The sequence below is a fragment of the Deltaproteobacteria bacterium genome (genome assembly GCA_016219225.1).
GTDB lineage: Bacteria > Desulfobacterota > RBG-13-43-22 > RBG-13-43-22 > RBG-13-43-22 > RBG-13-43-22.
Window position 1 is genome coordinate 33,985 of the sequence record JACRBX010000132.1, and the last position, 24,049, is coordinate 58,033.

General features: G+C 49.4%; 28 protein-coding genes. 20 read left to right on the forward strand and 8 right to left on the reverse strand.

From position 1 onward, the window contains the following. Positions 1-59: 59 nt before the first annotated feature. Positions 60-944 (forward strand): dihydrodipicolinate synthase family protein, encoded by an 885-nt coding sequence (locus HY879_11505; GenBank protein MBI5603971.1) that lies wholly within the window; start codon positions 60-62, stop codon positions 942-944. Positions 945-1,355: 411 nt separating this feature from the next. On the opposite strand, the gene HY879_11510 is transcribed toward HY879_11505, so the two are convergent. From HY879_11510 to HY879_11520, 3 genes are read right to left on the reverse strand one after another with little or no spacing between them, the layout of a single operon-like run. Next, positions 1,356-1,877, reverse strand: a complete 522-nt coding sequence (locus tag HY879_11510) for a DUF3795 domain-containing protein (protein MBI5603972.1) — start codon at positions 1,875-1,877, stop codon at positions 1,356-1,358. A 43-nt stretch (positions 1,878-1,920) separates the two neighbouring features. Next, complete coding sequence (locus HY879_11515; protein ID MBI5603973.1) at positions 1,921-2,736, reverse strand: alpha/beta fold hydrolase; 816 nt, start codon at positions 2,734-2,736, stop codon at positions 1,921-1,923. Positions 2,737-2,738: 2 nt separating this feature from the next. Further along, entirely contained in the window at positions 2,739-3,071 is a 333-nt protein-coding gene (locus tag HY879_11520; GenBank protein ID MBI5603974.1) for a carboxymuconolactone decarboxylase family protein, read from the reverse strand. 179 nt (positions 3,072-3,250) lie between these two features. Here HY879_11520 and HY879_11525 point away from each other — a divergent pair, with 179 nt between their 5' ends. Beyond that, positions 3,251-3,925 carry a DUF3047 domain-containing protein gene (locus tag HY879_11525; protein MBI5603975.1) on the forward strand — a complete coding sequence of 225 codons (675 nt, stop codon included), beginning with the start codon at positions 3,251-3,253 and terminating at the stop codon, positions 3,923-3,925. Between the two features lie 102 nt (positions 3,926-4,027). On the opposite strand, the gene HY879_11530 is transcribed toward HY879_11525, so the two are convergent. From HY879_11530 to HY879_11540, 3 genes are all read right to left on the reverse strand, one after another. Then, positions 4,028-4,834 carry an Mrp/NBP35 family ATP-binding protein gene (locus HY879_11530; GenBank protein ID MBI5603976.1) on the reverse strand — a complete coding sequence of 269 codons (807 nt, stop codon included), beginning with the start codon at positions 4,832-4,834 and terminating at the stop codon, positions 4,028-4,030. Between the two features lie 255 nt (positions 4,835-5,089). Next, positions 5,090-5,929: an ATP-dependent sacrificial sulfur transferase LarE gene (gene larE / locus HY879_11535; GenBank protein MBI5603977.1), complete on the reverse strand. Its 840-nt coding sequence runs from the start codon at positions 5,927-5,929 to the stop codon at positions 5,090-5,092. Between the two features lie 120 nt (positions 5,930-6,049). After that, complete coding sequence (locus HY879_11540; GenBank protein ID MBI5603978.1) at positions 6,050-6,649, reverse strand: CBS domain-containing protein; 600 nt, start codon at positions 6,647-6,649, stop codon at positions 6,050-6,052. 207 nt (positions 6,650-6,856) lie between these two features. On the opposite strand from HY879_11540, the gene HY879_11545 reads away from it, so the two are divergent. The 12 genes from HY879_11545 to rimI all read left to right on the forward strand — a co-directional run bounded on the left by HY879_11545 (position 6,857) and on the right by rimI (position 16,826). After that, positions 6,857-8,491, forward strand: a complete 1,635-nt coding sequence (locus tag HY879_11545) for a CTP synthase (GenBank protein MBI5603979.1) — start codon at positions 6,857-6,859, stop codon at positions 8,489-8,491. 9 nt (positions 8,492-8,500) lie between these two features. Then, positions 8,501-9,346: a 3-deoxy-8-phosphooctulonate synthase gene (gene kdsA, locus HY879_11550; protein ID MBI5603980.1), complete on the forward strand. Its 846-nt coding sequence runs from the start codon at positions 8,501-8,503 to the stop codon at positions 9,344-9,346. A gap of 54 nt (positions 9,347-9,400) precedes the next feature. Continuing rightward, a complete protein-coding gene (locus HY879_11555; protein ID MBI5603981.1) occupies positions 9,401-9,946 on the forward strand; it encodes an HAD-IIIA family hydrolase in 546 nt (181 codons plus the stop codon). 310 nt (positions 9,947-10,256) lie between these two features. Next, positions 10,257-10,823, forward strand: coding sequence for an LPS export ABC transporter periplasmic protein LptC (lptC, locus tag HY879_11560; GenBank protein MBI5603982.1), 567 nt, complete (start codon positions 10,257-10,259; stop codon positions 10,821-10,823). Positions 10,824-10,939: 116 nt separating this feature from the next. Next, the gene (locus HY879_11565; GenBank protein ID MBI5603983.1) at positions 10,940-11,524 is read left to right on the forward strand and encodes a hypothetical protein; all 585 of its coding nucleotides are present in this window, start codon (positions 10,940-10,942) and stop codon (positions 11,522-11,524) included. Next, entirely contained in the window at positions 11,524-12,249 is a 726-nt protein-coding gene (gene lptB / locus HY879_11570) for an LPS export ABC transporter ATP-binding protein (protein ID MBI5603984.1), read from the forward strand. The genes HY879_11565 and lptB overlap by 1 nt, the downstream gene beginning before the upstream one ends. Next, positions 12,249-13,712: an RNA polymerase factor sigma-54 gene (rpoN, locus tag HY879_11575; GenBank protein MBI5603985.1), complete on the forward strand. Its 1,464-nt coding sequence runs from the start codon at positions 12,249-12,251 to the stop codon at positions 13,710-13,712. Before lptB ends, rpoN begins: the two co-directional genes overlap by 1 nt. 31 nt (positions 13,713-13,743) lie before the next feature. Then, positions 13,744-14,283: a ribosome-associated translation inhibitor RaiA gene (gene raiA, locus HY879_11580; protein ID MBI5603986.1), complete on the forward strand. Its 540-nt coding sequence runs from the start codon at positions 13,744-13,746 to the stop codon at positions 14,281-14,283. Between the two features lie 39 nt (positions 14,284-14,322). Next, positions 14,323-14,784: a PTS sugar transporter subunit IIA gene (locus HY879_11585; GenBank protein ID MBI5603987.1), complete on the forward strand. Its 462-nt coding sequence runs from the start codon at positions 14,323-14,325 to the stop codon at positions 14,782-14,784. 32 nt (positions 14,785-14,816) lie between these two features. Further along, positions 14,817-15,674, forward strand: coding sequence for an RNase adapter RapZ (gene rapZ / locus HY879_11590; GenBank protein ID MBI5603988.1), 858 nt, complete (start codon positions 14,817-14,819; stop codon positions 15,672-15,674). A 292-nt stretch (positions 15,675-15,966) separates the two neighbouring features. Beyond that, the gene (locus tag HY879_11595; GenBank protein ID MBI5603989.1) at positions 15,967-16,374 is read left to right on the forward strand and encodes a PTS sugar transporter subunit IIA; all 408 of its coding nucleotides are present in this window, start codon (positions 15,967-15,969) and stop codon (positions 16,372-16,374) included. 11 nt (positions 16,375-16,385) lie between these two features. Beyond that, complete coding sequence (gene rimI, locus HY879_11600; GenBank protein ID MBI5603990.1) at positions 16,386-16,826, forward strand: ribosomal protein S18-alanine N-acetyltransferase; 441 nt, start codon at positions 16,386-16,388, stop codon at positions 16,824-16,826. A 146-nt stretch (positions 16,827-16,972) separates the two neighbouring features. Here rimI and HY879_11605 read toward each other — a convergent pair whose 3' ends face one another. Further along, positions 16,973-17,293, reverse strand: a complete 321-nt coding sequence (locus HY879_11605) for a hypothetical protein (protein ID MBI5603991.1) — start codon at positions 17,291-17,293, stop codon at positions 16,973-16,975. 171 nt (positions 17,294-17,464) lie between these two features. Here HY879_11605 and HY879_11610 point away from each other — a divergent pair, with 171 nt between their 5' ends. The 6 genes from HY879_11610 to HY879_11635 all read left to right on the forward strand — a co-directional run bounded on the left by HY879_11610 (position 17,465) and on the right by HY879_11635 (position 21,753). After that, a complete protein-coding gene (locus tag HY879_11610; GenBank protein ID MBI5603992.1) occupies positions 17,465-17,992 on the forward strand; it encodes an RNA polymerase sigma factor in 528 nt (175 codons plus the stop codon). Positions 17,993-18,019: 27 nt separating this feature from the next. Continuing rightward, positions 18,020-18,703 (forward strand): hypothetical protein, encoded by a 684-nt coding sequence (locus tag HY879_11615; GenBank protein ID MBI5603993.1) that lies wholly within the window; start codon positions 18,020-18,022, stop codon positions 18,701-18,703. Then, positions 18,693-19,223 carry a hypothetical protein gene (locus tag HY879_11620; GenBank protein MBI5603994.1) on the forward strand — a complete coding sequence of 177 codons (531 nt, stop codon included), beginning with the start codon at positions 18,693-18,695 and terminating at the stop codon, positions 19,221-19,223. The genes HY879_11615 and HY879_11620 overlap by 11 nt, the downstream gene beginning before the upstream one ends. Before the next feature lie 14 nt (positions 19,224-19,237). Then, positions 19,238-19,987 (forward strand): SDR family oxidoreductase, encoded by a 750-nt coding sequence (locus HY879_11625; GenBank protein MBI5603995.1) that lies wholly within the window; start codon positions 19,238-19,240, stop codon positions 19,985-19,987. 157 nt (positions 19,988-20,144) lie between these two features. Continuing rightward, positions 20,145-21,302 carry a cation:proton antiporter gene (locus tag HY879_11630; protein MBI5603996.1) on the forward strand — a complete coding sequence of 386 codons (1,158 nt, stop codon included), beginning with the start codon at positions 20,145-20,147 and terminating at the stop codon, positions 21,300-21,302. A gap of 10 nt (positions 21,303-21,312) precedes the next feature. Further along, entirely contained in the window at positions 21,313-21,753 is a 441-nt protein-coding gene (locus tag HY879_11635) for a universal stress protein (protein ID MBI5603997.1), read from the forward strand. Between the two features lie 30 nt (positions 21,754-21,783). Here the strand turns inward: HY879_11635 and HY879_11640 are convergent. Further along, on the reverse strand, positions 21,784-24,049 hold a 2,266-nt coding region (locus HY879_11640; GenBank protein MBI5603998.1), incomplete at its 5' end, for a hydrogenase iron-sulfur subunit.

The window sequence follows — 24,049 nt, forward strand, 5'->3', positions numbered from 1 at the left end:
TGGGTTTCTCCGAACCCTGAACCTAATACTTGAACCTTAAACCTTCCAAGGGAGGAATCATGAAATTGCATGGCATAATGCCCCCCATCACCACCCCTTTCGTCGGGGGTGAAGTGGCCTATGATCGGCTAAAAGAGAATTTCCAGAAGTGGAACCGGACCAAGCTCTCCGGATACCTGGTCCTGGGATCGAATGGAGAAGCGGTCTATCTGAGTGAAGCGGAAAAGATCAAGGTTATCGAAGTCTCCCGGGAGGCTATCCCCAAAGAGAAGATTATGCTCGTGGGGACAGGCATGGAATCCACCATTGAAACCATCCGGTTTACCAATGAGGCTGCCCGAATAGGGGCCGACTTGGCCCTGGTGGTGACCCCTTACTACTTTAAGGGGTCCATGACGGCCCAAATCCTGTATGAGCATTTTTGGGCCGTGGCCGAGGCCTCCCGTATTCCCATTCTCGTTTATAATGTGCCCCAGTTTACGGGGGTCAACATGGATCCGAACCTGTTGGCCCGGCTCTCCAAACACCAGAACATCATCGGCTGTAAAGACAGTTCGGGTAATATCGACCAACTCAGCCGGATTATCCATCAGTCGACCAAAAATTTCGGAGTATTTGTCGGCTCCGCTCCGGTCCTTTTCCCGGCCCTGTGCGTCGGTGCGGTCGGCGGCATTCTGGCGGTAGCCAATGCTCTCCCCGAGCTGTGCACCCGGATCATAGACCTTTATATGGAAGGCCAATACGCTGAGGCCCGAGAGCTTCAGAACCGGCTTACCCCCATGGCCAATGCCGTCACCGTGACTTATGGTATAAGCGGGCTGAAAACGGCCATGGATCTGATGGGCTATTTCGGTGGTGAGCCGAGAGCACCTTTAAAGAAAGTGGGTCCTGAGGTTGAGAGGGCCTTGAAAGACTTGATGGAAGGATTGAAAGATATTCTGTAACTCCTTTTAAAGTCAAACAAAAGATATTTAAAATGCCTCTGTTATGAGTTACGAGTTGTGGGTTACGGGTTGAGAAGATGGAAGCTTGATAACCCGCAACCTGTAACTCAAAATGTCAGAGATAAATTTGCAGATCCAGGGCCTAAGCGCTTAAGCTTCGTCCGGGAGTTATCCCGGAAGAGGTGGCACCTGATGGGGCAGTTGACTTAACACTGTAGATCCCCTTTTTCGTCATTCCCGAATGTCTTTATCAGGAATCCAGGTTTATTAAGAAAATTGCAAATCAAAGTCCCTGGATTCCGGCTTAAATCTTGCCGGAATAACGGTAGAGGGGCACAGCTCACCTGATCGACAAAACTTAGTCGATGTTCGCTTACTAAGCGCCTATCAGTTTGCCTCAGTAATTATCAATCATAGGGATCCATCCAATCCATCGGCTACCGGTTTTTTACAAACCCGGCAGTGCTGAGCCCCTCTGAAAAGGGGGTTGCCGCAATCCGGGCAGTGATAGCGTTCCAATTCCGCCCGGGCCCATTCCTCGCTGCCTTTCTCGTCACCATACTCAGCCACCTTGCTGCGCCAGAGGGGGATAGCCCTTTTCATGACCCTTTGGCCCGTGGCAAATCCGAAGTTATCGGTTATAGTACAGGGCCAATCGGCACACTGATGGCAGGAGCAATAGGCTTTGGATTTTATGCAATCCCTGATCGGGCAGGCGGCGCAATACTTATACATTATTTCCGGAGGATCGGGCTGCATACATCCCAGACAGGCCGTTTCTTCCGGTTTCGTTCCATAGAGGTTTCCCATTATGGCCCTGAATTTCTCGTTTCCGTCCCTGGTTGCGATATAAACGCCGCAGGCCCCGCAATATAAGCCGCAGGGGGCCATTAAATCCTTGTTTCGGATTTCCTCTTCGGTCCATCCTTCCATAGTTTCTATAACCTCCATAACCAGTCTATCTTTTTAGAAAGTTTTACTCATCCAAATCACCCATCAAAAAGGCTGTTATCCTTTCGAAGGCCCGCGGATCTTGCAGAAAAAATAGATGCCCTCCCTCGAAAAGTTCCAACCGAGCCCCCGGGATCATTTTCTGCATGGCTTTGAGGTTGGCTGGGGCCGCGATGCCGTCGTATAGACCGCTGCAAAGGTAGGTCGGGATTTTTAAAGTGGAAAGTCGCTCATAAGTATCATGATCGACCCTGGCCCCAAGTTGTCGGCAGGCGCCTATTCGATGCCCGGGTTCGTCGACTCCTACTTTAAGACCTGTCAGGGTCAGGTTGATCAAGGTCTGGAATTGCTCCGGGTTGGCAGCCTGCCAGGCTGGGTCACGGCGGGTGTCGCTTAAAACGAGGATGCGGTGAACATATTCCTCCATGGGGAGGTCGAAGAGTTCATGCAAGGGATAAGAGGCACCGCCGGCTCCACCACTGCTGGTGCAGGCCAGGACCAGTCGTTCCACCCGGTCCGGAAAACGGAGGGCCAACTCCTGGGCCACCATCCCCCCGAAGGAAACCCCCATGACTGAACAGCAGTCCCAGCCTAAAGCCTCCAGCAACCCTTCGGCATCGGCAGCATAATCAGCCATGGTGTAAGGGATATCCGGTTTGGAGGTTCGACCTAAGCCGCGTTGATCATAGGCCAGGATCTCGAAGTGCCTGGCTAAGGGCGAGTCAAAAATCGTCGGCGAACGGCGCAAATCTCCGCCCGTACCGCTGATGCCTAACAAACGGGGACCTGTGCCCTGAACGTCGTAATATACCTGGATGTCCCGCACCGAAATAAAGGGCATAATTATTTCTTTTTACCCTTGCTCAAGACATCCTCGGCCCAGCGCATGGCCGCCGAGGTGCGGGGAAACCCAATGGTCGAGATCAGAAGCAATAAGGTGTGATAGACTTCTTCCTTTGTGGCCCCTTCCTGAATAGCCCGGCGGGTATGGGAATGGACCGAGCCTTCGGACTGGACGGCTGCCGCTCCGGCTAATTGAATAAGCTCGACGGTTTTCCCTTTTAACGGACCGGAATCGCGAACGGCTGTGCCAAGGTTTTCAAGGGCGGAGATGGCCTCGGGGAAGAGTTTAGCTAATTGCTGGTAATGTCTGATGGGGACTTTTGGTTGAGCCATAAGGACCTCCTTCTTTTGAATTCTTTAAACATATTAAAACTTTCTCTTTGATATTGCAAAAACAATTTTTCGCCGATCGAATGGAATTACTCGGGATTTGAAAAAAAATAGGAAATGGGTTATAAATAAAATATGACAAGATCGTAATTTCATTAGCAGATGGTAAAGGAGAAAAATTAATGAGAAAAGGATTATGGTTTGGTTTTTGTATCACTCTATGTTTGACTCTAATCCTGAGCCCTTCGGCCCAGGAAGGGATATTATGGGTGGAAAAATTTTCCGGCGGCCATTCGGCAGATAATATTCCGGAGGATTGGAAATTAGAGGAAAAGACCGGGACCCCGGATATACTCATGGAGAAATCCGGCGAGAACGCTTTTATCCATTTCCGGTCCACTAACGCCTCTTATGGTATAAAAAAAGAAATGGATTTTAGTATCAAAGATTATCCCTATCTGAACTGGAAATGGAAAGTAACCGATCTTCCGGAACGAGGCGATTTTCTTAAAAAAGAGACCGATGATCAGGCCGCTCAGGTCTATGTCTTATTCCCTCGTTTTCCGGCCAAGCTGAATACCGAACTGGTCGGCTATCTCTGGGAAAGCAATCCTAAAAACAAAGGCAGGGAAGGGGAGAGCCCGGCCTGGTCAAAATCCAAGGTCATTGTCCTTCAGGCCGGTCCTGAAAAGCTGAATCAGTGGGTTCAGGAAAAAAGAAATGTCTATGAGGATTATAAAAGGTTATTCAAGAAAGAGCCGCCCAAGGTGGGGGCAATAGCCCTGTATATTAATACGCAACATACCCAGGGCAAAGCCGAATCCTATTTCGGTCCTATCTATTTTTCTAAGAAATAAAGGAGGCTATGGGCTATAGGCTATGGGCTATGGGCTATGGGCCAAACCATTTTACAGCTTTCCCTTTTCTTTTGCCTATAGCCTATGGCCTGTATTTTATTCTTACCTTTGCCTGATCACCTCCTCGGCGATGTGTTTAAAGGCCCGGACCACGGCTGAATCTTCTTGACCTGTGAAAAAGGGCCGGCCGGCATCAGTCCCTGAAACCAGCTCGGGTTCAAGGGGAATTCTGCCTAAAAAAGGGACTCCCCACTCTTGAGCCAGGGCCTCACCTCCCCCATGTTTAAAAAGGTCAATTTCATTATGACAATGGGGGCAGATGAGACCGCTCATGTTCTCGATCACTCCGATGATGGGCAGAGATAACTTATCCAGGAATTGCAAGGACCTTCGCACATCCTGGATGGCCACTTGTTGGGGGGTGGTTACCACAATAGCCTTAACGCCGGGAATGGATTGAGCCACGGAAAGGGGCTCGTCTCCGGTCCCCGGGGGGGCATCAATAACCAGGAAATCCAACGGCCCCCAAAGGACTTCCCCCAGGAGTTGCCGAATGGCCCCCCCCTTACGCGGCCCCCGCCAGATAACCGCCGTATCCTGATCCCCCAGGATGGAGGCCATGGATAGGACCTTTAATTTTTCGCTATAGGCTAAGGGTATGAGTAACCCCCCCTCGGCTGTAACCCGTTTATCGGAAAGCCCCAGCATCCTGGGGATACTCGGGCCGTGCAGATCGATATCCAAAAGGCCTGTTAAAAATCCTCTGTCGGATAAAGCAACAGCCAGATGAACCGCTACAGTGCTTTTCCCTACCCCTCCTTTGCCACTCAGGACCAGGAGCTTATTTTTAATCTGGGCCATGGTTTCCCTTATCCTGGCCTTTTTACTGATTTGATCGGGAAATTCCATGAAACGCCTTTCATTATTACACATTAGGATTTTGAAAAAAAATATTTGACAGGATTATCAGGTTTTACATGCACTTTACTCGAGTTCCGAAAGACTCTGAGCAACCTTGATCCGTTTCCCGTGAAACTAAGGTTCTGTCCGCAGGACGATGTGGTTTGTGCCTTTCTTCGGGAAAGGCATAAAAATCCAGGTAATCCAGTAAATCCTGTCAAGAAAGTATTTTGAATTTCGAAAAACCTAAACAGATACTTTTTATTAAGCCCCTTCGCCTGGCGGGACGATCCTCTTCCGCTTTTTGATCGCTTCATCCATACTCCCCGACCGAAATCCTTTAAGATCGAGGGTGATGTAATTGAAACCCAGGGCAGTCAGGCGGGACAAGAGGTCGTTTTTCTTCTGAGGGTCAAAGATAAGCGGGAATTCTTTTTCCGGGACTTCGATTCGGACCAGTAGGTTATGGACCCGAAGCCGGCTTTCACTGAACCCCATCCTGGCCAACAGGTCCTCTCCATAAGCCAGGCGCTTGAGTAAAGGGAGGGTAATGGGTTGACCATAGGCAACCCGTGTGGCCAGACAAGGGGAAGAAGGCTGGTCCCAGGTAGGCAGACCCAGACTCCGGCTGACCTGCCGAATCTCCTTTTTAGTCCAGCCAAAAAGGGCAAAAGGGCTAATGACCTTGGCTTCATGGGAAGCTCGGATTCCGGGTCGATGGGCCTTCAGGTCGTCGGCATTGGTCCCATCAAGAAGGAATTTAATCTCCTTTTGATTCAAAAAAGGGCGGGCCTCTTTAATTCTTGATTTCTTGCAATAATAACATCTTGTTGGAGTATTTTTTTTAAACATCGGGTTTAGGTATTCCCTGGTTTTTACCCGATGCAGTCGGGCCCCAAGAAATTCAATCAATTTTTGAATTCGGTCCCGTTCTTTTGAAGTCAATAAAGGGGAAACGAAGGTCAGGGCCAACGGGGAGGCAGACCAGGCTTCCCGGGCCAGATAAAGGAGTAAAGTACTGTCAACTCCTCCGGAAAAGGCTACGACACCGGGCTGGTTTTGCTTTAAGAAATTGATCAGGGTTTTGGTTTTCGAAGGAGACATGTGTTCTTCCTCGTTGCGGGTTGCACGTTCCTGGTTGCTCGTTCCTGGTTACCGGTTACTCGTGACTGGAGATCTGGTAACAAGTATCGAGCAACCAGGAACCAGTATCGTTTTTATTAATCATTCTACATAAGAGGTAATGCGATGGCCTTTCTTTTCCAGGGCCTGGATGATCGGGTCCAAGGGGCACCGTTTTAACCGGAAGATATAATTCTTTTTTTCCCCTTTGCCCATCATGCCGACACTGATGATTTCCCCTCCTTTTTTCTGGATAATCCCCGAAGCCTCTTCAAAGGCCTTAGGCCTGGGGGCCAATTGGATATCCATTCTGGAACTGGCCTCCAGGACGCCCATCAACTGGATAAAGGCCGCCAGAATATCCGGTGTCGTTAAGATCCCTACCAATTTCCCCTTGTCGACAACCGGCAGGCCTCCGATTTTGTAGCGGTAGATCAACCTGGCGGCCTCTTCAAGAGATTCATCCGGACCGACTGTGACCGGGTTCTTGATCATAATCTGGTCCACACGCATTTCTTCCATCAGGGGGGGGATCATGATCGGACGGAGGTCGCCTTCGGTAATCAATCCCAGAAGGTTTTTCCCTTCCACTACAGGAAGATGCCGGATGGAATATTTTTTCATCAAGGACAAGGCCTCCACGATATGACCGTTTTGGGGAATGGAAACCACTTTTTTGACCATCCAGTTTTTGACTTGCATCGGCCCTCCTTGGTAATATTGAGAAGTTTGGGGTTCAAGGTCCGAGAGAGATTCAGGCCTTGAATCTTTTATATTTTTTTCAACCAGGTAATCCCATGATAATAGTTTTTATTTTTTTTTTCAAGGGAAAGGAGAAAGGCGTCACTTAAGTTGACATTTTCTTCGATTTGGTATAAGTTCCGTTCAGATGAAGGATAGGAAGGGGAAATGAAAACAAAATTTATTTTTGTAACCGGTGGCGTCCTCTCTTCTCTGGGTAAAGGTTTGGCTTCGGCCTCCATGGGGGCCCTTCTGGAATCCCGGGGGCTGAAAATTACCTTTCTAAAGCTGGATCCTTATATTAATGTAGATCCCGGGACGATGAATCCCTTCCAGCATGGCGAGGTTTATGTAACCGACGATGGGGCCGAAACCGATCTGGATTTGGGACATTATGAGCGGTACACTTCGGTCAAACTGACTCAGGACAATAATTTTACCACCGGCCGGATCTATCATTCCGTAATCACTAAGGAACGCAGAGGGGATTACCTGGGAGGGACCGTCCAGGTGATTCCCCATATCACTGACGAGATCAAGAACAGCATCTTGTCGATGGCCAATGAAACCGATGTGGCTATTATTGAGATCGGCGGCACGGTCGGGGATATTGAGAGCCTTCCCTTTCTTGAAGCCATTCGTCAATTCAAATCGGATGTAGGAAAGGAAAACGTCCTTTATATCCATCTGACCCTGGTCCCTTATATCAAGACTGCCGGAGAAGTAAAAACCAAACCCACGCAGCACAGTGTCAAGGAACTTCGCAGTATTGGTATCCAGCCGGATATCCTGCTTTGTCGAACCGAAAAGATCCTTTCAAATGAAATAAAGGGCAAGATCGCCCTTTTTTGTAATGTTGAAAAGGATGCGGTCATCACGGCCAAGGACGTGGAAAGTATCTACGAAGTCCCCCTGGTCTTTCATCAAGAGGGTTTGGATGACAAGATTATCGAAAGATTGAACATCTGGACCCGGGCCCCCCGTCTGGAAGACTGGATTGCCCTGAACGAGAAGATAAAAAATCTGAGCCATTCGGTTAAAATCGCCATAGTCGGTAAATATATCCATTTAAGGGAATCCTATAAAAGTTTAAATGAAGCCCTTTTCCATGGCGGGATTGGCAATGATTGCAAGGTCATTCTTGATTTTATCGATTCCGAGGAACTGGAAAAGCAAGGGACTGAAATCCTGTCCCGGTCTGACGGAATCCTTATCCCCGGCGGGTTTGGGTATCGAGGGGTGGAAGGGAAAATTCTGGCCGTTCAATTCGCCCGGGAGAATAAGGTCCCTTTTTTCGGGATTTGTCTGGGCATGCAATTGGCGGCTATAGAGTTTTCCAGAAATGTAGCCGGGTTACCTTCTGCCCACAGCACCGAATTTTTGCCTGATACCCCTTATCCCATTATTTATTTGATGCGGGACTGGTATGATTACAGATCGGGTCAGGTCCGTCATCGGGATGAAACTTCGGAAAAGGGGGGGACGATGCGTCTGGGGGCCTATCCTTGTAAACTGGTCGCCGACACCCGGGCCTTCGAGAGTTATCGCCAAGAGGATATATTTGAACGCCATAGGCACCGTTATGAATTTAATATGGATTTTAAAAAAATACTGACGGAAAAAGGACTTGTTTTGAGCGGACTCTCACCGGACGGATCTTTAGTGGAGATTATCGAGTTGCCCGACCACCCCTGGTTTCTGGGATGTCAGTTTCACCCGGAATTTAAATCCCGTCCCATGAGTCCCCACCCCCTGTTCAGGGAATTTATACGAAATTCCTTGAAAAATTCTCAAAGTCATTAAGCGGGCAGAATCCTATTGAAAGAAATACGTATAGGGCCATGGAAGGTTTGCAAGAACACCCCGCTCCTGATAATTGCCGGCCCTTGTGTCATAGAAGATGAATCGACTACCGTAGCCATCGCCCGTGAGCTCAAGGAAATTCAGAAACGGCTGAACATTCCCCTTGTTTTTAAGGCCTCTTACGACAAAGCCAACAGAACCTCGATCCACAGTTTTCGCGGTCCCGGTCTGGAAGCCGGATTGGATCTCCTGGATTTTATACGGGCCCGCTTTGAACTTCCGGTTCTATCCGATGTCCATCAGGTCCATGAAATAGAAAAGGCCGCTCAGGTCCTGGATGTGATCCAGGTACCGGCTTTCCTGTGCCGTCAGACCGATCTGTTGACGGCCGTCGGTCGGACGGGCCGGCCGGTCAATGTAAAAAAAGGGCAGTTTCTTTCTCCCTGGGATATGCGGTTTGTATTGGATAAAATTACCGAAACCGGTAATGACCAAATTCTGGTGACTGAAAGAGGAACCACCTTCGGATATAATAATTTGGTGGTGGATTTTCGGTCTTTGCCGATTCTTTCCGGTTTTGGGTATCCTGTAATCTTCGATGCCACTCACAGTGTTCAACTGCCTGGAGGCCGTGAAGGGGAATCCGGTGGGGAACGGAAATTCGTGCCTTTTCTGTCGAGGGCAGCCGTTGCAGCCGGTGTGCAAGGGGTCTTCCTGGAGGTCCACCTGGAACCGGAAAAGGCCTTATGTGACGGGGCCAATTCCTGGCCTTTGAATAAATTAGAGGACCTTTTACGTTCTCTTATGGCGATTCATGAGTTGGGAACTACCTGGAGTGACGAGTACGATATGTAGCTCTGCGAAAATCAGCGTCCTAATTTATACAGAGCCGGTTGATCGGAATGAAGTATGAACTTGAATCAGAAGGCCCTTCTTCAAAAGGCCCAAAAAATTCGTCTGCTTCTGCTTGATGTGGACGGGGTCCTGACGGACGGCAGAATCCTTTATAATGAGAACGGCAGGGAGATTAAGGTTTTTCACGTCCAGGACGGCCAGGGTATTCGGTGGCTTCAAAGGTGGGGGATGGAAGTGGGGTTTCTGTCAGGACGATCCTCCCGGGCTGTCGAGGCCAGAGCAAAGGAATTGGGTATTTCCCTTCTTTTTCAAGGGGTCAAAGATAAAATAAAAACTTTTGAAATGATCCTGAAAAGAACAAAGTTTGATCAAGAAGAGGTTTGCTTTATGGGGGATGACTTTATTGACCTGCCTCTGCTTAAAAGGGTCGGCTTGTCGATCAGTGTGATCAATGGCCATCCTTTGGTTCAAAAGGAGGTCGATTATGTGACCAGGACAGCCGGGGGTAACGGGGCTGTGCGGGAAGTCTCCGAGTTTATTCTCAAAGCCCAGGGCAAATGGGGAGCTATTCTTGGGGATTATGGATTAATACGAAAATAGGGTTCAGGGATCAGGGGCCAGGGGTCGGCGAAAGACATTTTCATGCTTCGTGGTGACCCCCATTCCCAAGCCTTCACTCTCTTCGGTGGTGGGATGAGGGAGGGGGAAAGCGGCAGGAATCCATTGACCGGGGGATTAGATTTGGTTATATTGGCCAATAAAAAAAATAAAGTTTCAAGTCACAAGATGCAAGTTGCAAGGATGAAAAACGATCTCTTGAAAAACCTGGATTCCCGATAAAGACATTCGGGAATGACGGGAAAAATGTCGCTGTAGTATTAGGACATGAGAATTTAATAAGAATCTTGACGTGAAAAATCTAAAGAATATATTGATCATCGGCATTCTGTGTGTCGTTGCTTTCTGGATCGGCCTATATGCTTTTCGAATCCAGAAACCATCCCCCCCACCTAAGGTCCAGGCGGAAAAAGGGATTCCCGGCCAAATAGGTATGCAGGAGATCAATTTCGTTCAGGTCAAGGAAGGGGTTAAGTTGTGGGAATTGAAGGCCGAGGCGGTGACCTATCAGCAGTCTCAAAACCAGGTCTCTTTTAAAAAGGTAATATTGACTTATTTCCCGAAGGGGGAAGGTCCTATCACCCTGGTAGGGAACCTGGGGAAACTGGATACGCAAAAAAAAAATGTTTTCATTGAAGGGGAAGTGGTTATTTCAACCCCGGATGGCTATGAACTCAAGGCCCCTTCCCTTCAATATCAGGATGATAAGAGGGAGGTCTTCACAGAAGGGCATTTCTCTTTTAAAGGCCCCAATATTTCCCTGGATGGTCAGGGGGTCACTATGAACCTGGATTCCCAGAAGCTTTGGGTTAAAAAAAGGGCCAGAATGCTTTTTTACCATTCTTTTTTTAAATCCTGATAAAGTTAGAGATAAATTCGCAGATACGGAGCGCCTGTCAAAGAGAAGTTTTCTGAAGGTCCCCGACCGAAGGTCGGGGGTCCCCGATCATGGAAGGGGATGAAAGGAGGGGGGGAATGGGAAAAAAAATAAGAAAAGGATTTCTGTTCTACGGAATTATTGGATTCATTTTGGTCGGATCCTTTTTGCCGGGTTTGGTGAATGGGAAAGAAAAGGACCCCTTGGAAAGCAATCGCCCCATAGTGGTCACCTCCGATACCCTGGAAGCGGATAATAAAAACAAACTGGCTACCTTCTCGGGAAATGTTGTGGCCAGGCAGGAACAACAGGGTAAAGATCCCTTTCTGATCTATTGTGATACCATGGTGATTTATTATACCGAAGAGACCGATAAAAAACCTTCTGCCGCTCAACCGAACCGGAACGAAAAGAAAAGTCCTGCCGGCCAGAACCGGGTAGATAAGATTGTAGCCAAGGGCCAAGTCAAGATCGTTCATGGCAAAGATGTGGCTACTGGAGAAACAGCCACTTTTTATAATGCGGATCAGCGCATCGTTCTATCGGGCAATCCCAAGGTCTGGCAGGGGAAGAACCTGGTCAAAGGAGAAGAGATCACCGTCTGGATAAAGGAGAATCGAAGCCTGGTCACCGGTAAGGGTTCTAATCGAGTCCAGGCTGTTATTCATCAAGAAGAGAAATAATGAAACAATTAGCCGTTCGAGACCTGGTAAAAATGTATCACCGGAAAGCGGTGGTTAACAAGGTCAGTCTGCATCTGACCGAGGGGGAAATTGTCGGGCTCTTAGGCCCGAACGGTGCAGGCAAAACAACGACTTTTTATATGATCGTCGGCCTGACCCGACCCAACCAGGGGACTGTTTTATTGAACCAGGAAAATATCAGTGATTTGCCCATGTATCTTCGGGCCCGGAAAGGCATCAATTATCTGCCTCAAGAACCCTCGGTTTTTACCCGACTGACCGTTGGGGAAAATATAATGGCTATTTTAGAAACCCTGGATATCTCGGCTGAAGAACGGGAAACCCGATTGGCCGGGCTTCTTAAGGAGCTCAAGCTGACCCATTTGGACCAACATAAAGCCTATTCCCTTTCCGGCGGGGAGCGGAGGCGGGTCGAGATTACCAGGGCCCTGGTCACTTCACCGTCTTTTATCTTGTTGGATGAACCTTTTGCCGGGATCGATCCCTTGGCCGTTAATGATATCCAGAACATTATCGAGGCGTTAAAGGCTAAAAATATCGGAATTCTGATTTCTGATCACAATGTCCGGGAAACCCTTTCCGTATGTGATCGGGCTTATATCATTCATGAAGGGAAGGTCCTGGAAGAAGGGACTCCCCAGGAGTTGGCCGAAAGCGAAACGGCCCGAAAAATTTACCTGGGAGAAAAGTTTCAATTACTCTGATGGCCTTAGAGATCAAACAACAACTCAGACTGAGCCAGCAGTTGATCATGACTCCCCAGTTGCAGCAGGCCATCAAGCTGCTGCAGCTCTCCCGACTGGAGCTCCTGGAGAACCTGCACCAGGAATTGGAAGCCAATCCGGTCCTGGAAGAGGCCCTGAGCGAGGACTTGGAAGCCTCGCAGGTTGAAAAGACCGAGGGCGGTTCGGAGGCCGAGGTCGAAGATCGACAGCCCGAGGTGAATATCGGGGAACAGGCCTTCGAAAATATGGATTGGGATAATTATCTTAACGATTATTATACCCCTCGCAGTGAAGATATTTCCGAAGACCGGGACATCCCCTCTTATGAAAACATGGTTTCCAAAAAAACCTCCTTGACCGACCACCTCATGTGGCAACTCTCTCTTTCCAATTTGACCCCGGAAGAGGAGAGGATGGGATCGGAGATCATAGGGAATTTGGATGGTAACGGATATCTGAAGGCCTCTTTGGAAGAGATTTCTCAAAGTACCGGATTGGATATGGACCTGGCAGAAAGGGTTTTGAAGCGTATTCAGGAATTTGATCCCCTGGGGGTCGCCTCCAGGGACCTTAAAGAATGTCTGCTGATCCAGGCCCGGCATTTGACCCATTCGAATCCCTGGGTGGAGTCGATTATCTTAGACCATTTGAATTCCCTGGAAACCAAAAATTACCAGGCCATAGCCCGGGCTTTACAAGCCCCGATCGAAGAGATTATCCCGGCCATAGAAGTTATCTTGCACCTGGACCCCAAACCAGGACGACTCTACAGCGACGAAGAGTCTCAGTATATCAGTCCTGATATCTTCGTTTATAAAGTAGGGGAGGAGGTCCATATTGTTTTAAATGAAGACGGCCTTCCCCGTTTGAGGATCAACGCCTTTTACAAACAGGCCTTAAGTCAGCGGGGAGCCGTATCAGAAACCACCCGAGATTATATTCAAGAAAAGCTGCGTTCGGCTATCTGGCTGATCAAGAGTATTCATCAAAGGCAGCGGACCATCTATCGGGTTGCTGAGAGTATTTTTAAATTTCAACATGATTTTTTGGATCACGGCATTTCTCATTTGAAACCCCTGATCCTGAAAGATGTAGCCGAAGAGGTCCAAATGCATGAATCGACCATCAGTCGGGTGACCACCAATAAATATGTCCATACTCCCCAGGGGATTTTTGAATTAAAATTTTTCTTCAACAGTTCTTTGGCCGGGGCCAATGGAGAAACCGTAGCCTCAGAAAGTGTCAAAGAAAGGATCAGGCTCTTGATATCCGGGGAAGATCAGACCCACCCCTTGAGTGATCAGGAACTTACCGAACTTCTCTTGAAAGAGAATATCCATATTGCCCGGCGAACAGTGGCCAAATATCGGGAAGCCTTGGGTCTCCTTCCCTCTAATAAGCGAAAAAAAATTCCCATGGAACAATGGATGCGTTCTAAATAATTTTTCCGACCCGTTCGGAGTAGGAGGTATTATGCAAATTTCTGTATCTTTCCGGAATGTAGATCCCTCGGACCATCTTAAAGGCTATGCTGAAAACCGGATGGCGCGCCTCAAAAAATATATGGACGAGCCGATAGAAATTTATCTGGTCCTTTCCATTCAAAAATTCAGACATACCGCTGATGTGACCATTTCGGCTAATGGGATGAAAATAAAGGCCCAGGAAGAAACAGGGGACTTATATTCGGCCATAGATATGGTTTTGGATAAAATAGAAAAACAGGTCAAAAGGCGTCGGGAAAAAGTCAAAGAACATAAAGCCGAGGGGATGACCAAAGGGTTAACAGAAGAGAAAAAAACAGGGGAGGAAAAAGAAGTTGAAGAAGAAGTTCCTCAGATTGTAAAGACCGAGAGGATCCTGGCCAAACCGATGGATGTAGAAGAAGCTTCTTTACAACTCAAACTCTCGAATAGCGAATTTATGGTTTTTACCAATTCCAAAACCCGGTTGATCAATGTCTTGTATCGCAGGAAGGATGGGAATTTTGGATTGATTGAACCGGCGAGTTAACACAACGGCGACGCTTTTTTGTCATTCCCGAATGTCTTTATGAAAATTTGTCACTATTTAGATCCCGCTCTGATCTTATCCGAGCTGAAGGCCCAGGATAAGGAAGGGGTATTGGCCGAACTGGCCGATCTGATTGCCGGGCATGTCCCCGGAACGAAATCCGGAGAGGTGCTGCAGGTATTACTGGACCGGGAACGTCTTGGCAGTACCGGAATTGGGGAAGGCTTTGCCATTCCCCACGGGAAAATGAAAAACATAGATCAAATGATCATCGCTTTCGGCCGGTCTCGCCAGGGGATCCCCTTTGATTCCATGGATGGTAAAGAAGCTTTTTATTTTTTTGTTTTAATCGCCCCGGGAGATTGCGCCGGCCTTCATTTAAAGGCCTTGGCCAAAATTTCTCGTTTTTTGAAAAACAGCGCCTTCAAAGAAAGTTTGTCTCGGGCCGCAGATCGTGATGCATTGCAGAAGGTTATTCAGGAACAGGATGATTTACCGTGAGGGAAACCCCGCCCTCCAAGATAGAAAAAAACATCCGACTGGTGGTCATCACCGGCCTGTCGGGATCGGGCAAGAGCACGGCCCTTAAAGCCTTTGAGGATATCGGTTTTTTTTGTATCGACAATTTACCGGCCACCTTGCTTCCGCGGTTTTTAGAGTTGCGGGATGAGATTTCCCGGGAGGTTATTAAGATCGCCCTGGTTATGGACCTCCGGGGAAAAGATTTTTTAGCCAAGTTCCCGAAGATTTTCCAGGAAATTAAGCGGAAGGGTTTTGTCATCGAGGTCTTGTTTTTAGAGGCTGAGGAAGAAGCCCTGGTCCGTCGTTTCAGTCAGACCCGACGTCATCATCCCCTCGGGGACCATCGGACCCTTTCCGGAACTATTCGCCTGGAAAGGAAAAAAATGGAGCCCATCAAGAAACTGGCTACCTATTGCCTGGATACCAGCCATCTTAATGTCCATCAACTTCGGGAGGAGATCCTGCGTCTCTTTTCCAAAGTGGCCCAACCGGCCAAGATGACCATGAACCTGATCTCTTTCGGATATAAATACGGCCTCCCCAATGAAGCCGATATCGTGATGGATGTCCGATTCCTGCCTAACCCTTTTTTTGTAACGGAATTAAAAGAGATGGATGGGAATCAAAAACCGGTGATCGATTATATTATGAAATGGAAAGAGACTAAGATTTTTTTGAAAAGTTTTTACGAATTGATTTCCTTTTTAATTCCTCAATATCAGAAAGAAGGGAAATCCCAACTGACGATTGCTGTGGGGTGTACCGGGGGAAAACACCGTTCGGTGACGATCATCAATGCCTTATCCGACTTTTTAAAGAAGCAAAAGCTTTTGATTAATATTCGCCACCGGGATATTCGGTTGGGGTAGTATTAACGTTTTGCGTTCGGCGTTCGGCGTTTGGCGAAAAGAACAAAACTGAAAGCCAGGAAGCTAAAGTTTAGATAATAACAATACAGCGATGGGCGAGAGGCAAACAAAGATCCGAAAAAAGCCAGCCTTTAGCCTTCTCCGAGCTGTAGGCGCTCCGGGCCGGTAGCTTGGCCCATTGCCCATAGCTCGGCATGAAGTAAATTTCAGGTTTGGTGGCGCTCCGATTCTTTCGGACCTTGTCCCCCGGACCTTAAACCTTGAACCTTGAATTTATAGAGGCGGCAGGCCAATGATTGGAATTGTGATTGTTACCCATTGTAATCTGGGTCAGGAACTTATTCGATCCGCGGAATTTATTGTAGGGAGTCTTAACCAGGCCCAGGCGGTTTCCTTAAACCCGGAGGATCAGGATGAGGCCTTGCGGGGAAAAATCAACGAGGCTATTGAAAAGGTCAATGCCGGAGAGGGCGTCATTCTTCTCACGGATATGTTTGGTGGAACCCCATCCAATATCAGTCTTTCTTTTTTAGCCGACGGAAAAGTGGAAGTGGTTACCGGCGTGAATCTGCCCATGTTGATCGGTCTGGCTTCCAAAAGGGAAGGCAAATCCTTGAACCAGGTCGCCCGGGAAATCAAGGATTATGGTCTCCGAAGTATTGCTTTAGCAGGGGAAATATTAAAAAAGGAGATCAAATAAAGGATTCAACCTTGCTCCTTATTCCCGCTCAGGTGGTCGACCTGCCTGAATTATTGATCATAGAATCGGCTTCTTTTATTCAACCCTGGTCAAAAGCCATTTTTCATTTTGAATTAAGCAAGTCGCCTTCCACGATTTATGTGGCTCGAAGGGGCTCCGGAACACCGGTCTTAGGGTACATTTGTTTCTGGGAGGTGGCCGACGAGTTCCAGATGCTCAATCTGGCTGTTCATCCGGATCACCGACGTCAAGGATTGGGCCGTACCCTCTTGACCTTTCTCCTGAAAAAAGCTGAAGGGAAAAAGACCTCAAGAGTGTTTCTCGAGGTCCGGCCCTCCAATCTGACTGCCCTGGCCCTGTATCGCTCCGTGGGGTTTAGAATACTTTACCGGCGTCCTGGTTATTATCCCCCGGAGGGAGAAGAGGCCCTGGTTATGGAATGGGCGCGTTAAAGGCGAAACTACGAATATTGAATATCGAACACTGAATATCGAATCATGAAGTGATTTGTTTTTGTCTTCCTTCGACATTCATTATTCATTATTCGACATTCGATATTCTCCTGTTTTCTCGACGTCCATCAAGAGGATGAGGTTTATTACCGTCCGGCCCAATGTCCGGGAACCCAGAACCGTTCGATATTTCCATAAGGGCCGTATTGTTCTACCCAATGCCCGTCTATCCATCTTTCCCGATGGGGTGGAGGGGGAGGGCCATAATATTCAGGCGGGTTATAGACTCGAACCGGATGACGATCGTGATAATAGTCCCTTGGGGGATGGAACATCTGCCCCAGGAGGATAGCCGAACCTACCCCCACGGCTACGCCCGGCCAAAACCGGTCCGCCCTGACGGGGGTGACCGAAAAAAAGGTGACTGTTAAGGACAGGGCCAGTATCATAACAACGGTTTTTTTCATGGCAACTTCTCCTTTCTGTTTTATAGTTTTGACTGGATAAAAAATATAAAGGTTAAAATATTTTTGCGTTATTTTTATAAAAAGATTAACCGGTAAATGGCTGTAAAATTCCCAAATTTTTGTTTTAACTATTTATTTTATCCGGTGTCTAATTTCAACAAAAGATGAAATATGACGGACGACCAGTTAGTTGAGCGGGTAAAAAATGGGGATTCCCTGGCCTTTGAAGAACTGGTCTTTCGATACCAGAAGCCGATTTATTATTTTGTCTTGCGGATGCTGAAGAGTCCTTTAGACGCTGAAGATGCTGTCCAAAAAATATTTTTACTGGCTTATAAAAATATCAAGGGATTCAGGGCCGATTCGACTTTTAAAACCTGGTTATATCGAATAGGGATCAACCAATGTAATAATTTTTTCCGTCAAAATAAAAATCGGGAATTCATCTCCGTGGATGAAATCCCGGTGGCCGATTTCAGTGCCGATCAAGAAGGGGATTTGTCGGAAAAGGAAATACTGGTCAGTCTCCGGAAAGCCGTAGATCGGCTTCCCTATAAGCAAAGGATGGTGGTTTCCTTAAGAATTTATCAGGATCTCTCCTTTGATGAAATTGGAAAGTCCCTTGATATCCGGGCAAACTCGGCTAAGGTTAATTTTCACCATGCCATGGAAAAACTCAAAAATTGGATGAAGACCTAACCAAAACTATTTAAGAATCTTAAAATCATGAAAGTGCTATCCTGTAAAAAAATAAAAAAACTGACCGGCGGTTATTTTCAGAGCCTGTTGTCCCCCGATCTGGTCCAGGGGGTTGATAGGCATCTCGCCGCTTGTCCGGTCTGTAAAAAGGAATACCAGGAAACTCAAGAGGTCCTGGACCTCTTGAACCGGGACCGTCTGCCGGATCCCGGACCGGATTTCTGGAAGGGGTTGAACTCCAGGATTATGGCCCAGGTGGGCCTTAGCCGGCCTCATTCCCTGAAGGTCCCCTGGTATAAAAAGATCGGGAGTAACCCTTTCACCTGGCCCGGCTATGCCTGGGTAACGGCCTTGATTCTCATCCTTTTGACCCCCTGGGCCATTTATACTATTCCTTTTAAAGGCCAACCATCCACTCTGGTCCAGGAATTCCCGGAGAACGAATTGAAATGGGAATTGGGTTTTGAGTCCGTACCGGCAGCGGTTGATTCCCTTTCCGCCAGGGAGTCCGTTCGTTTGGGAGAAAGGATAGTGGCTCGAATGGGAAAGGATTTGACCGGGAAGCCTCCATTATCGACTGAGGATGAATTGCAGTGGGATGTTTCTCCTTCTCTGGAAGGTCTTAATAATGAACAGTTGGATACTCTGTTTAAAAAAATGAAAACCGGAGGTTTTCCCGGTTTTAAGGAGGAAGAAAAGCATGTATCCTGAAAAAATTATCCGGATTTTTCTTTTGTCCTTTATCCTTGTCCTTGGGGCTTCTTCCCTTTGGGCCGAATCCTGGAAGGAAGGTAAGGACTCCCGTGATAAGACCCGGGAACGGATTCATATGATCAAGATGTGGAAAATGACCGAGGCCCTTAAGCTGGACCGGGAAGGGGCGGCGCGTTTTTTCGCCGTTAATAATCAATTCGAAGAGACCAAAAGAAAACTCTGGAGGGATTTTCACGAGGACACCCAAAGGCTTAGAAATCTGATGCGGGACATGAATCCTCCGGAACGGGAGTTGCGGGACCTCCTGGTGCGAATCAAGGGCCGGAAAAAAGAAATCAATGATTTATCGAATAGACAAATGGAAGATGAGATGAACCTCATGAGGCCGGAACAGCAGGCCCGGTATATCTTGTTTCAAATAGACTTCCGTCGGGAGATGGAGGATTTGATTCGGGAAGTTCGTGAAGAAAAACCCCCCAAACCAGGATATGAATCCATTCCTGAAAAAATAAGATAAAGAGGTTCTCCTGGATGGATCTGAAGCTGAAAGACAGGGTAACCCTTGTCACCGGAGCCGGTCAGGGGATCGGACGGGCCATCGCCCTCCTGGCGGCCTATGAAGGGGGCAGGGTGGCGGTAGTGGATTGGAACCCGGAAACCGGGCAGGAAACCTTAAAGCTTTTGGAAGGGGCCGGGGGGGAAGGTTTTTTTTGGGCAGCCGACGTGACCCAACCTTCGGCAGTTTCTGAGGTGGTCGATCAGGTGCATAAGCGATGGGGCCGGATCGATATCCTGATCAATAACGCCGGATTTGATCGTCCCGCAGGGATTTTTAAAATCAAGACCGAAGATTGGGATGCCGTGCAGGGGGTTCATCTTCGGGCTGCCATGCTTTTCATCAGCCGGGTCATGCCCATCATGCGGGATCAGAAATATGGGCAGGTCGTTAATATATCGTCGGTTTACGGCAAGGTAGGCGGTAAGGGAGAAATCGCTTATGCTGTGGCCAAGGCCGGTCTCCTGGGATTGACTAAAAGTGTTGCCAAAGAGGTGGGGAGATATGGGATCCGGGTCAACGCCGTCTTGCCCGGCCTGACCGAGACCCCGTCTATTCAAGCCATGATGGCCGAAAAATTCAAAGCAGAAATTCTGGCCCAGACCCCTTTGGGTAGAATGGCCCGACCGGAAGAGATCGCCCGGGCCGTTGTCTTCCTGGCATCCGATGAAGCCAGCTTCATTACCGGAGCCGGTCTGGAAGTCAGCGGCGGCTGGGAGATGTGAGAGGGGTTTTTTATCTGTTGACATTTTAAAAGGTTCGATTTAATAATTCTAAAAATTGAGGTGATGAAGTTCACCTGAACCGTCCGTTTTGGCGGACTGATGACTTCTGCTTCGGATTGGTCCGGGGTGGAAGTTTTTTATTTTTAGAGGTTGTTGAATGGACGATCAGTTGATATCCCTGGTACTTTGGGCACTTATTTTTGTGGCCAGTTTTTTTTCGGTTGAATTGGGGCTTTCGGTGGCCATCATCGAAATTTCCCTGGGAGTTATCGGAGGTAACTTTCTGGGACTCCACCCCACCCCCTGGATTAGCTATCTGGCCGGTTTTGGAGGCATATTGCTGACCTTTCTGGCCGGGGCCGAGGTGGACACCCAGGTCATGAAAGCCAAATTAAAGGAAAGCTTTCTGATCGGGGCCGTATCCTTTCTGTTCCCTTTTTTAGGGGCCATGGTCTATGCCCATTACCTGTTGGATTGGTCCTGGCCGGCATCCAAGATCGCCGGGATAGCTTTGTCGACCACTTCTCTGGCCGTGGTCTATGCCGTTTTGGTCGAAACCGGCCTGACCAACACCGAACTGGGCAAGATCCTTATGGCCGCCACCTTTTTTACCGATCTGGGCACCGCTATGGCCCTCTCCCTGCTCTTTCTTGAGTTTAACTGGTTCACCCTGCTTTTTTTGGGGGTGTCAATTGTATTGATCCTGGTTATTCCCAGAATCTATCCCTGGATCTGCCGGCGCTACGGCGACCGGGTGATCGAGCCGGAAATTAAGTTTCTTTTTCTTGTTTTGGTCGTCATCATGTTTTTCGCCAAAGTCGGGGCCAGTCATGCCATCCTGCCGGCCTTTGTTCTGGGCCTGGCCATGTCCAACAGCTTTATGGAAAACCGGAAGCTTCAACGTCGTCTCCGGGTGGTGGCCTTTGCCATCATTACCCCCTTCTTTTTTATTAACGGCGGTATGAATATCTCCTTAAAATTGCTCCTGGTAAATTCAGGTCTCCTGGTCCAGATGCTTCTGGTCAAACAGGTTACTAAAATAGCAGGGGTCTATCCCCTGGCTAAAAAATATCTCCCTGAAAATGCCATGTATACCACCCTGTTGATGAGCACGGGTCTGACCATGGGGACCATTTCGTCGGTTTTCGGATTAACGGCCGGCCTCATCAGTCAGGCCCAGTTTTCCGTGCTGGTGGCCACGGTGGTTCTGAGTGCCATCATCCCCACTTTTATCGCCCAGAAATGGTTTGAGCCCGCTTATGAACTGCCCGAAATGAACGGCTTGTCTACAAACTCGGAAAATTTGGAGGAATAGGAGGTGTTCCATGTTTAAAAAATTATTGGTGGCTTATGACGGATCGGAGGATTCCAAGAAGGCCCTGGAGATTGCCTTGGAACTGTCCAGGAAGTTTGATTCGGAAGTGCATCTGTTGACCATCGTCGAACAGCTCCCCCATTATGCAGCCACCATCGGGGAGGTCAAAGAAGCCCTGGCCGAGATCACCAAGGAGATCGAAAAGGAGCAAACTCTGGTCTGTGAAGGTGCCAGGGAACAGGGGGTGGACATCAAATGCCGGATACTTCCGGGCCATGAGGTGGAGGCCATCATTGCCTTTGCCCAGAAGGGCAACTTCGATGCCCTGCTCCTGGGCAGAAAGGGCCGGTCCGCTATCCTGCACACCAAAAGCGGCAGCACGGCCGTGCAGGTCAGCACCCATGCCCCCTGCACGGTCATCCTGGCCCAGGCGGGAAAAAGGAAGGAATAAAATTTTTGACCTATTAACCTCGGTTTCGAATCAGGCCGCTATCTTTTTTTCGGATCGTAAAGGGCTTGGCCCCAGACGCTTGGCCCGCCCGACCATTTCTTTAACCGCTTCGGCCCAGCCCGGGGCATCGGAGGCCCCGACGTGGAACATCTCGATCCGCTCCGGTTCTAAGCCGCAGTCGGCCAGAATCTGTTTGGTTTGGGCCACCCGCTTGACGGCCCGGTAGTTGCCTTCCCGGAAGTGGCAGTCTCCCAGTTCACAACCCGAGACCATTACGGCATCCGCACCGGCCTCGAAGGCTCCCATGAGGTGCTTGACATCTATCCGGCCGGTGCAAAGCAATTTTACCACCCGGACATCAGGCGGATACTGGAGACGCATGGAACCGGCCATGTCGGCCGCGGTATAGGTACAGAAGGTGCAGATGAAGGCCAGGACCCGCGGCGTATAGTCATCGCTATGGGACGGCTCATTGAAAAGGGCTTCGGCCTTGGCCATGATCTGATTGTCCTGGTGGTGGGCCACCTGAATGGCCTTGCCCGGACAAACCCCGGCACAGACCCCGCAACCACGACAGGCCGCCGGGTCCATTTGGGCTGCCCCGTTGATCACCCTGGGCACGCCGAAGGGACAGGCCCGGACACAACTCAGACAAACAGAGCATTTCCTGCGATCGACGACGGCCACTTCACCGCCCACCTGAAGAAATTTACGGCCCAGGATGGTGGCTGCCCTGGCCGCCGCACCTTTGGCCTGGACAACGGTTTCGTCGATCGGTTTCGGTCCGTGGGCCAGTCCGCACAGGAAATAGCCTGAAGAGGAAAAATCTAGGGGACGCAGTTTGAGATGGGCTTCCATGAAGAACCCATCCCTGTCCAAAGGAAGTTTGAGAAGCGAGGCCAGAGCCTTGGCCTCCGGATCGGGCCTCACGGCCGCCGAGAGGACGACCTTATCCATTTGGATGGATAACCTTTCCTGAAGGCTTTGATCCAGTACGGTTACGGTCAGTTGGCCGTCCTTAATCGCAACGGACGGCGGTTCTTCGGGATCAAAACGGACAAACCGCACGCCGGCCTCCCGGGCCTGCTTATAATAGACCTCTTTGAGGCCATAAGTCCTGATGTCGCGGTAAAGGATGATGACTTCAGCCCCGGGATTGAGGGCCTTGAGCTTCAAGGCATTTCCAATGGCCTGAGAACAACACAGGCGGGAACAATAAGGATGCTCGGCCTCCCTGGACCCGACGCATTGGATCATGACTACTTTACGGAAGTCTTCTGCTGTGCCCTTGTCCAAAGCCTCTTGGAATTCCATCTGGGTTAGTATGTCGGTCGTCGAGCCGAACCCATACTCGCTGGGCCGGTATTCGGTTCCGCCGGTGGCGACGATCACCGCCCCGTGATCCACTCGAGTAACGGCTCCGTCAGTACCCTTCATGTCCGTGGTGAACCAACCCACCACGCCATCGATCTGTTGCACTTCTGTGTTGGTAAAAATCCGTATCTTGGGGTGGGCCTCGATTTTTGAAATCAGGTCCTTCAAATAATCCCGGACCTCAAAGCCTTCGGTCGTCTGAATAAGCCGGCGGGCTAAACCCCCCAACTCCGGGCCTCTTTCGACCAGAGTTACCGGAAAGTCCTGTTCGGCCAGGGACAGGGCAGCCGTCATCCCGGCCACCCCACCACCAATGACCAGACCGGACTGGTGGACCGGGGCGCTAACCTGTTCGAGGGGTTCAAGCAGTCGCGCCCGGCTGACACTCATTCGCACCAGATCCTTGGCCTTTTGTGTGGCAGCCTGGTGATCGTCTGCATGGACCCAGGAGCAATGGTCGCGGATGTTGGCCATCTCGAAGAGGTATTTGTTCAATCCGGCCTGTCGCAGATTTTCCTGAAAAAGCGGCTCGTGGGTCCGGGGGCTGCAGGAAGCCACGATGACCCGGTTAAGCCCCTGTTCCACGATGGCCTGGCGCATCCGGTCCTGGCTGTCGGTGGAGCAGGCAAACAGGATATCTTCGGCCCAAACCACATCGGGCAGACTCCGGGCGTAGGCGGCCACATCGGCTACATCCACCACGCCGGCGATATTGATGCCGCAATGGCAGACAATCACACCGATCCGCGGTTGCTCTGAGGTAACCGGTCGGGCTACGGGAAAGGTCTTTTCCGGGATCAGGCTCCCCCGGGCCGGGGCCAAAAGCTCGCCTACCTGTCCGGCAGCGGCCGAGGCCTGGGTAACCGATTCAGGGATGTCCTTGGGGCCGTTGAAAACGCCGGCCACGTAGATTCCGGGTCGA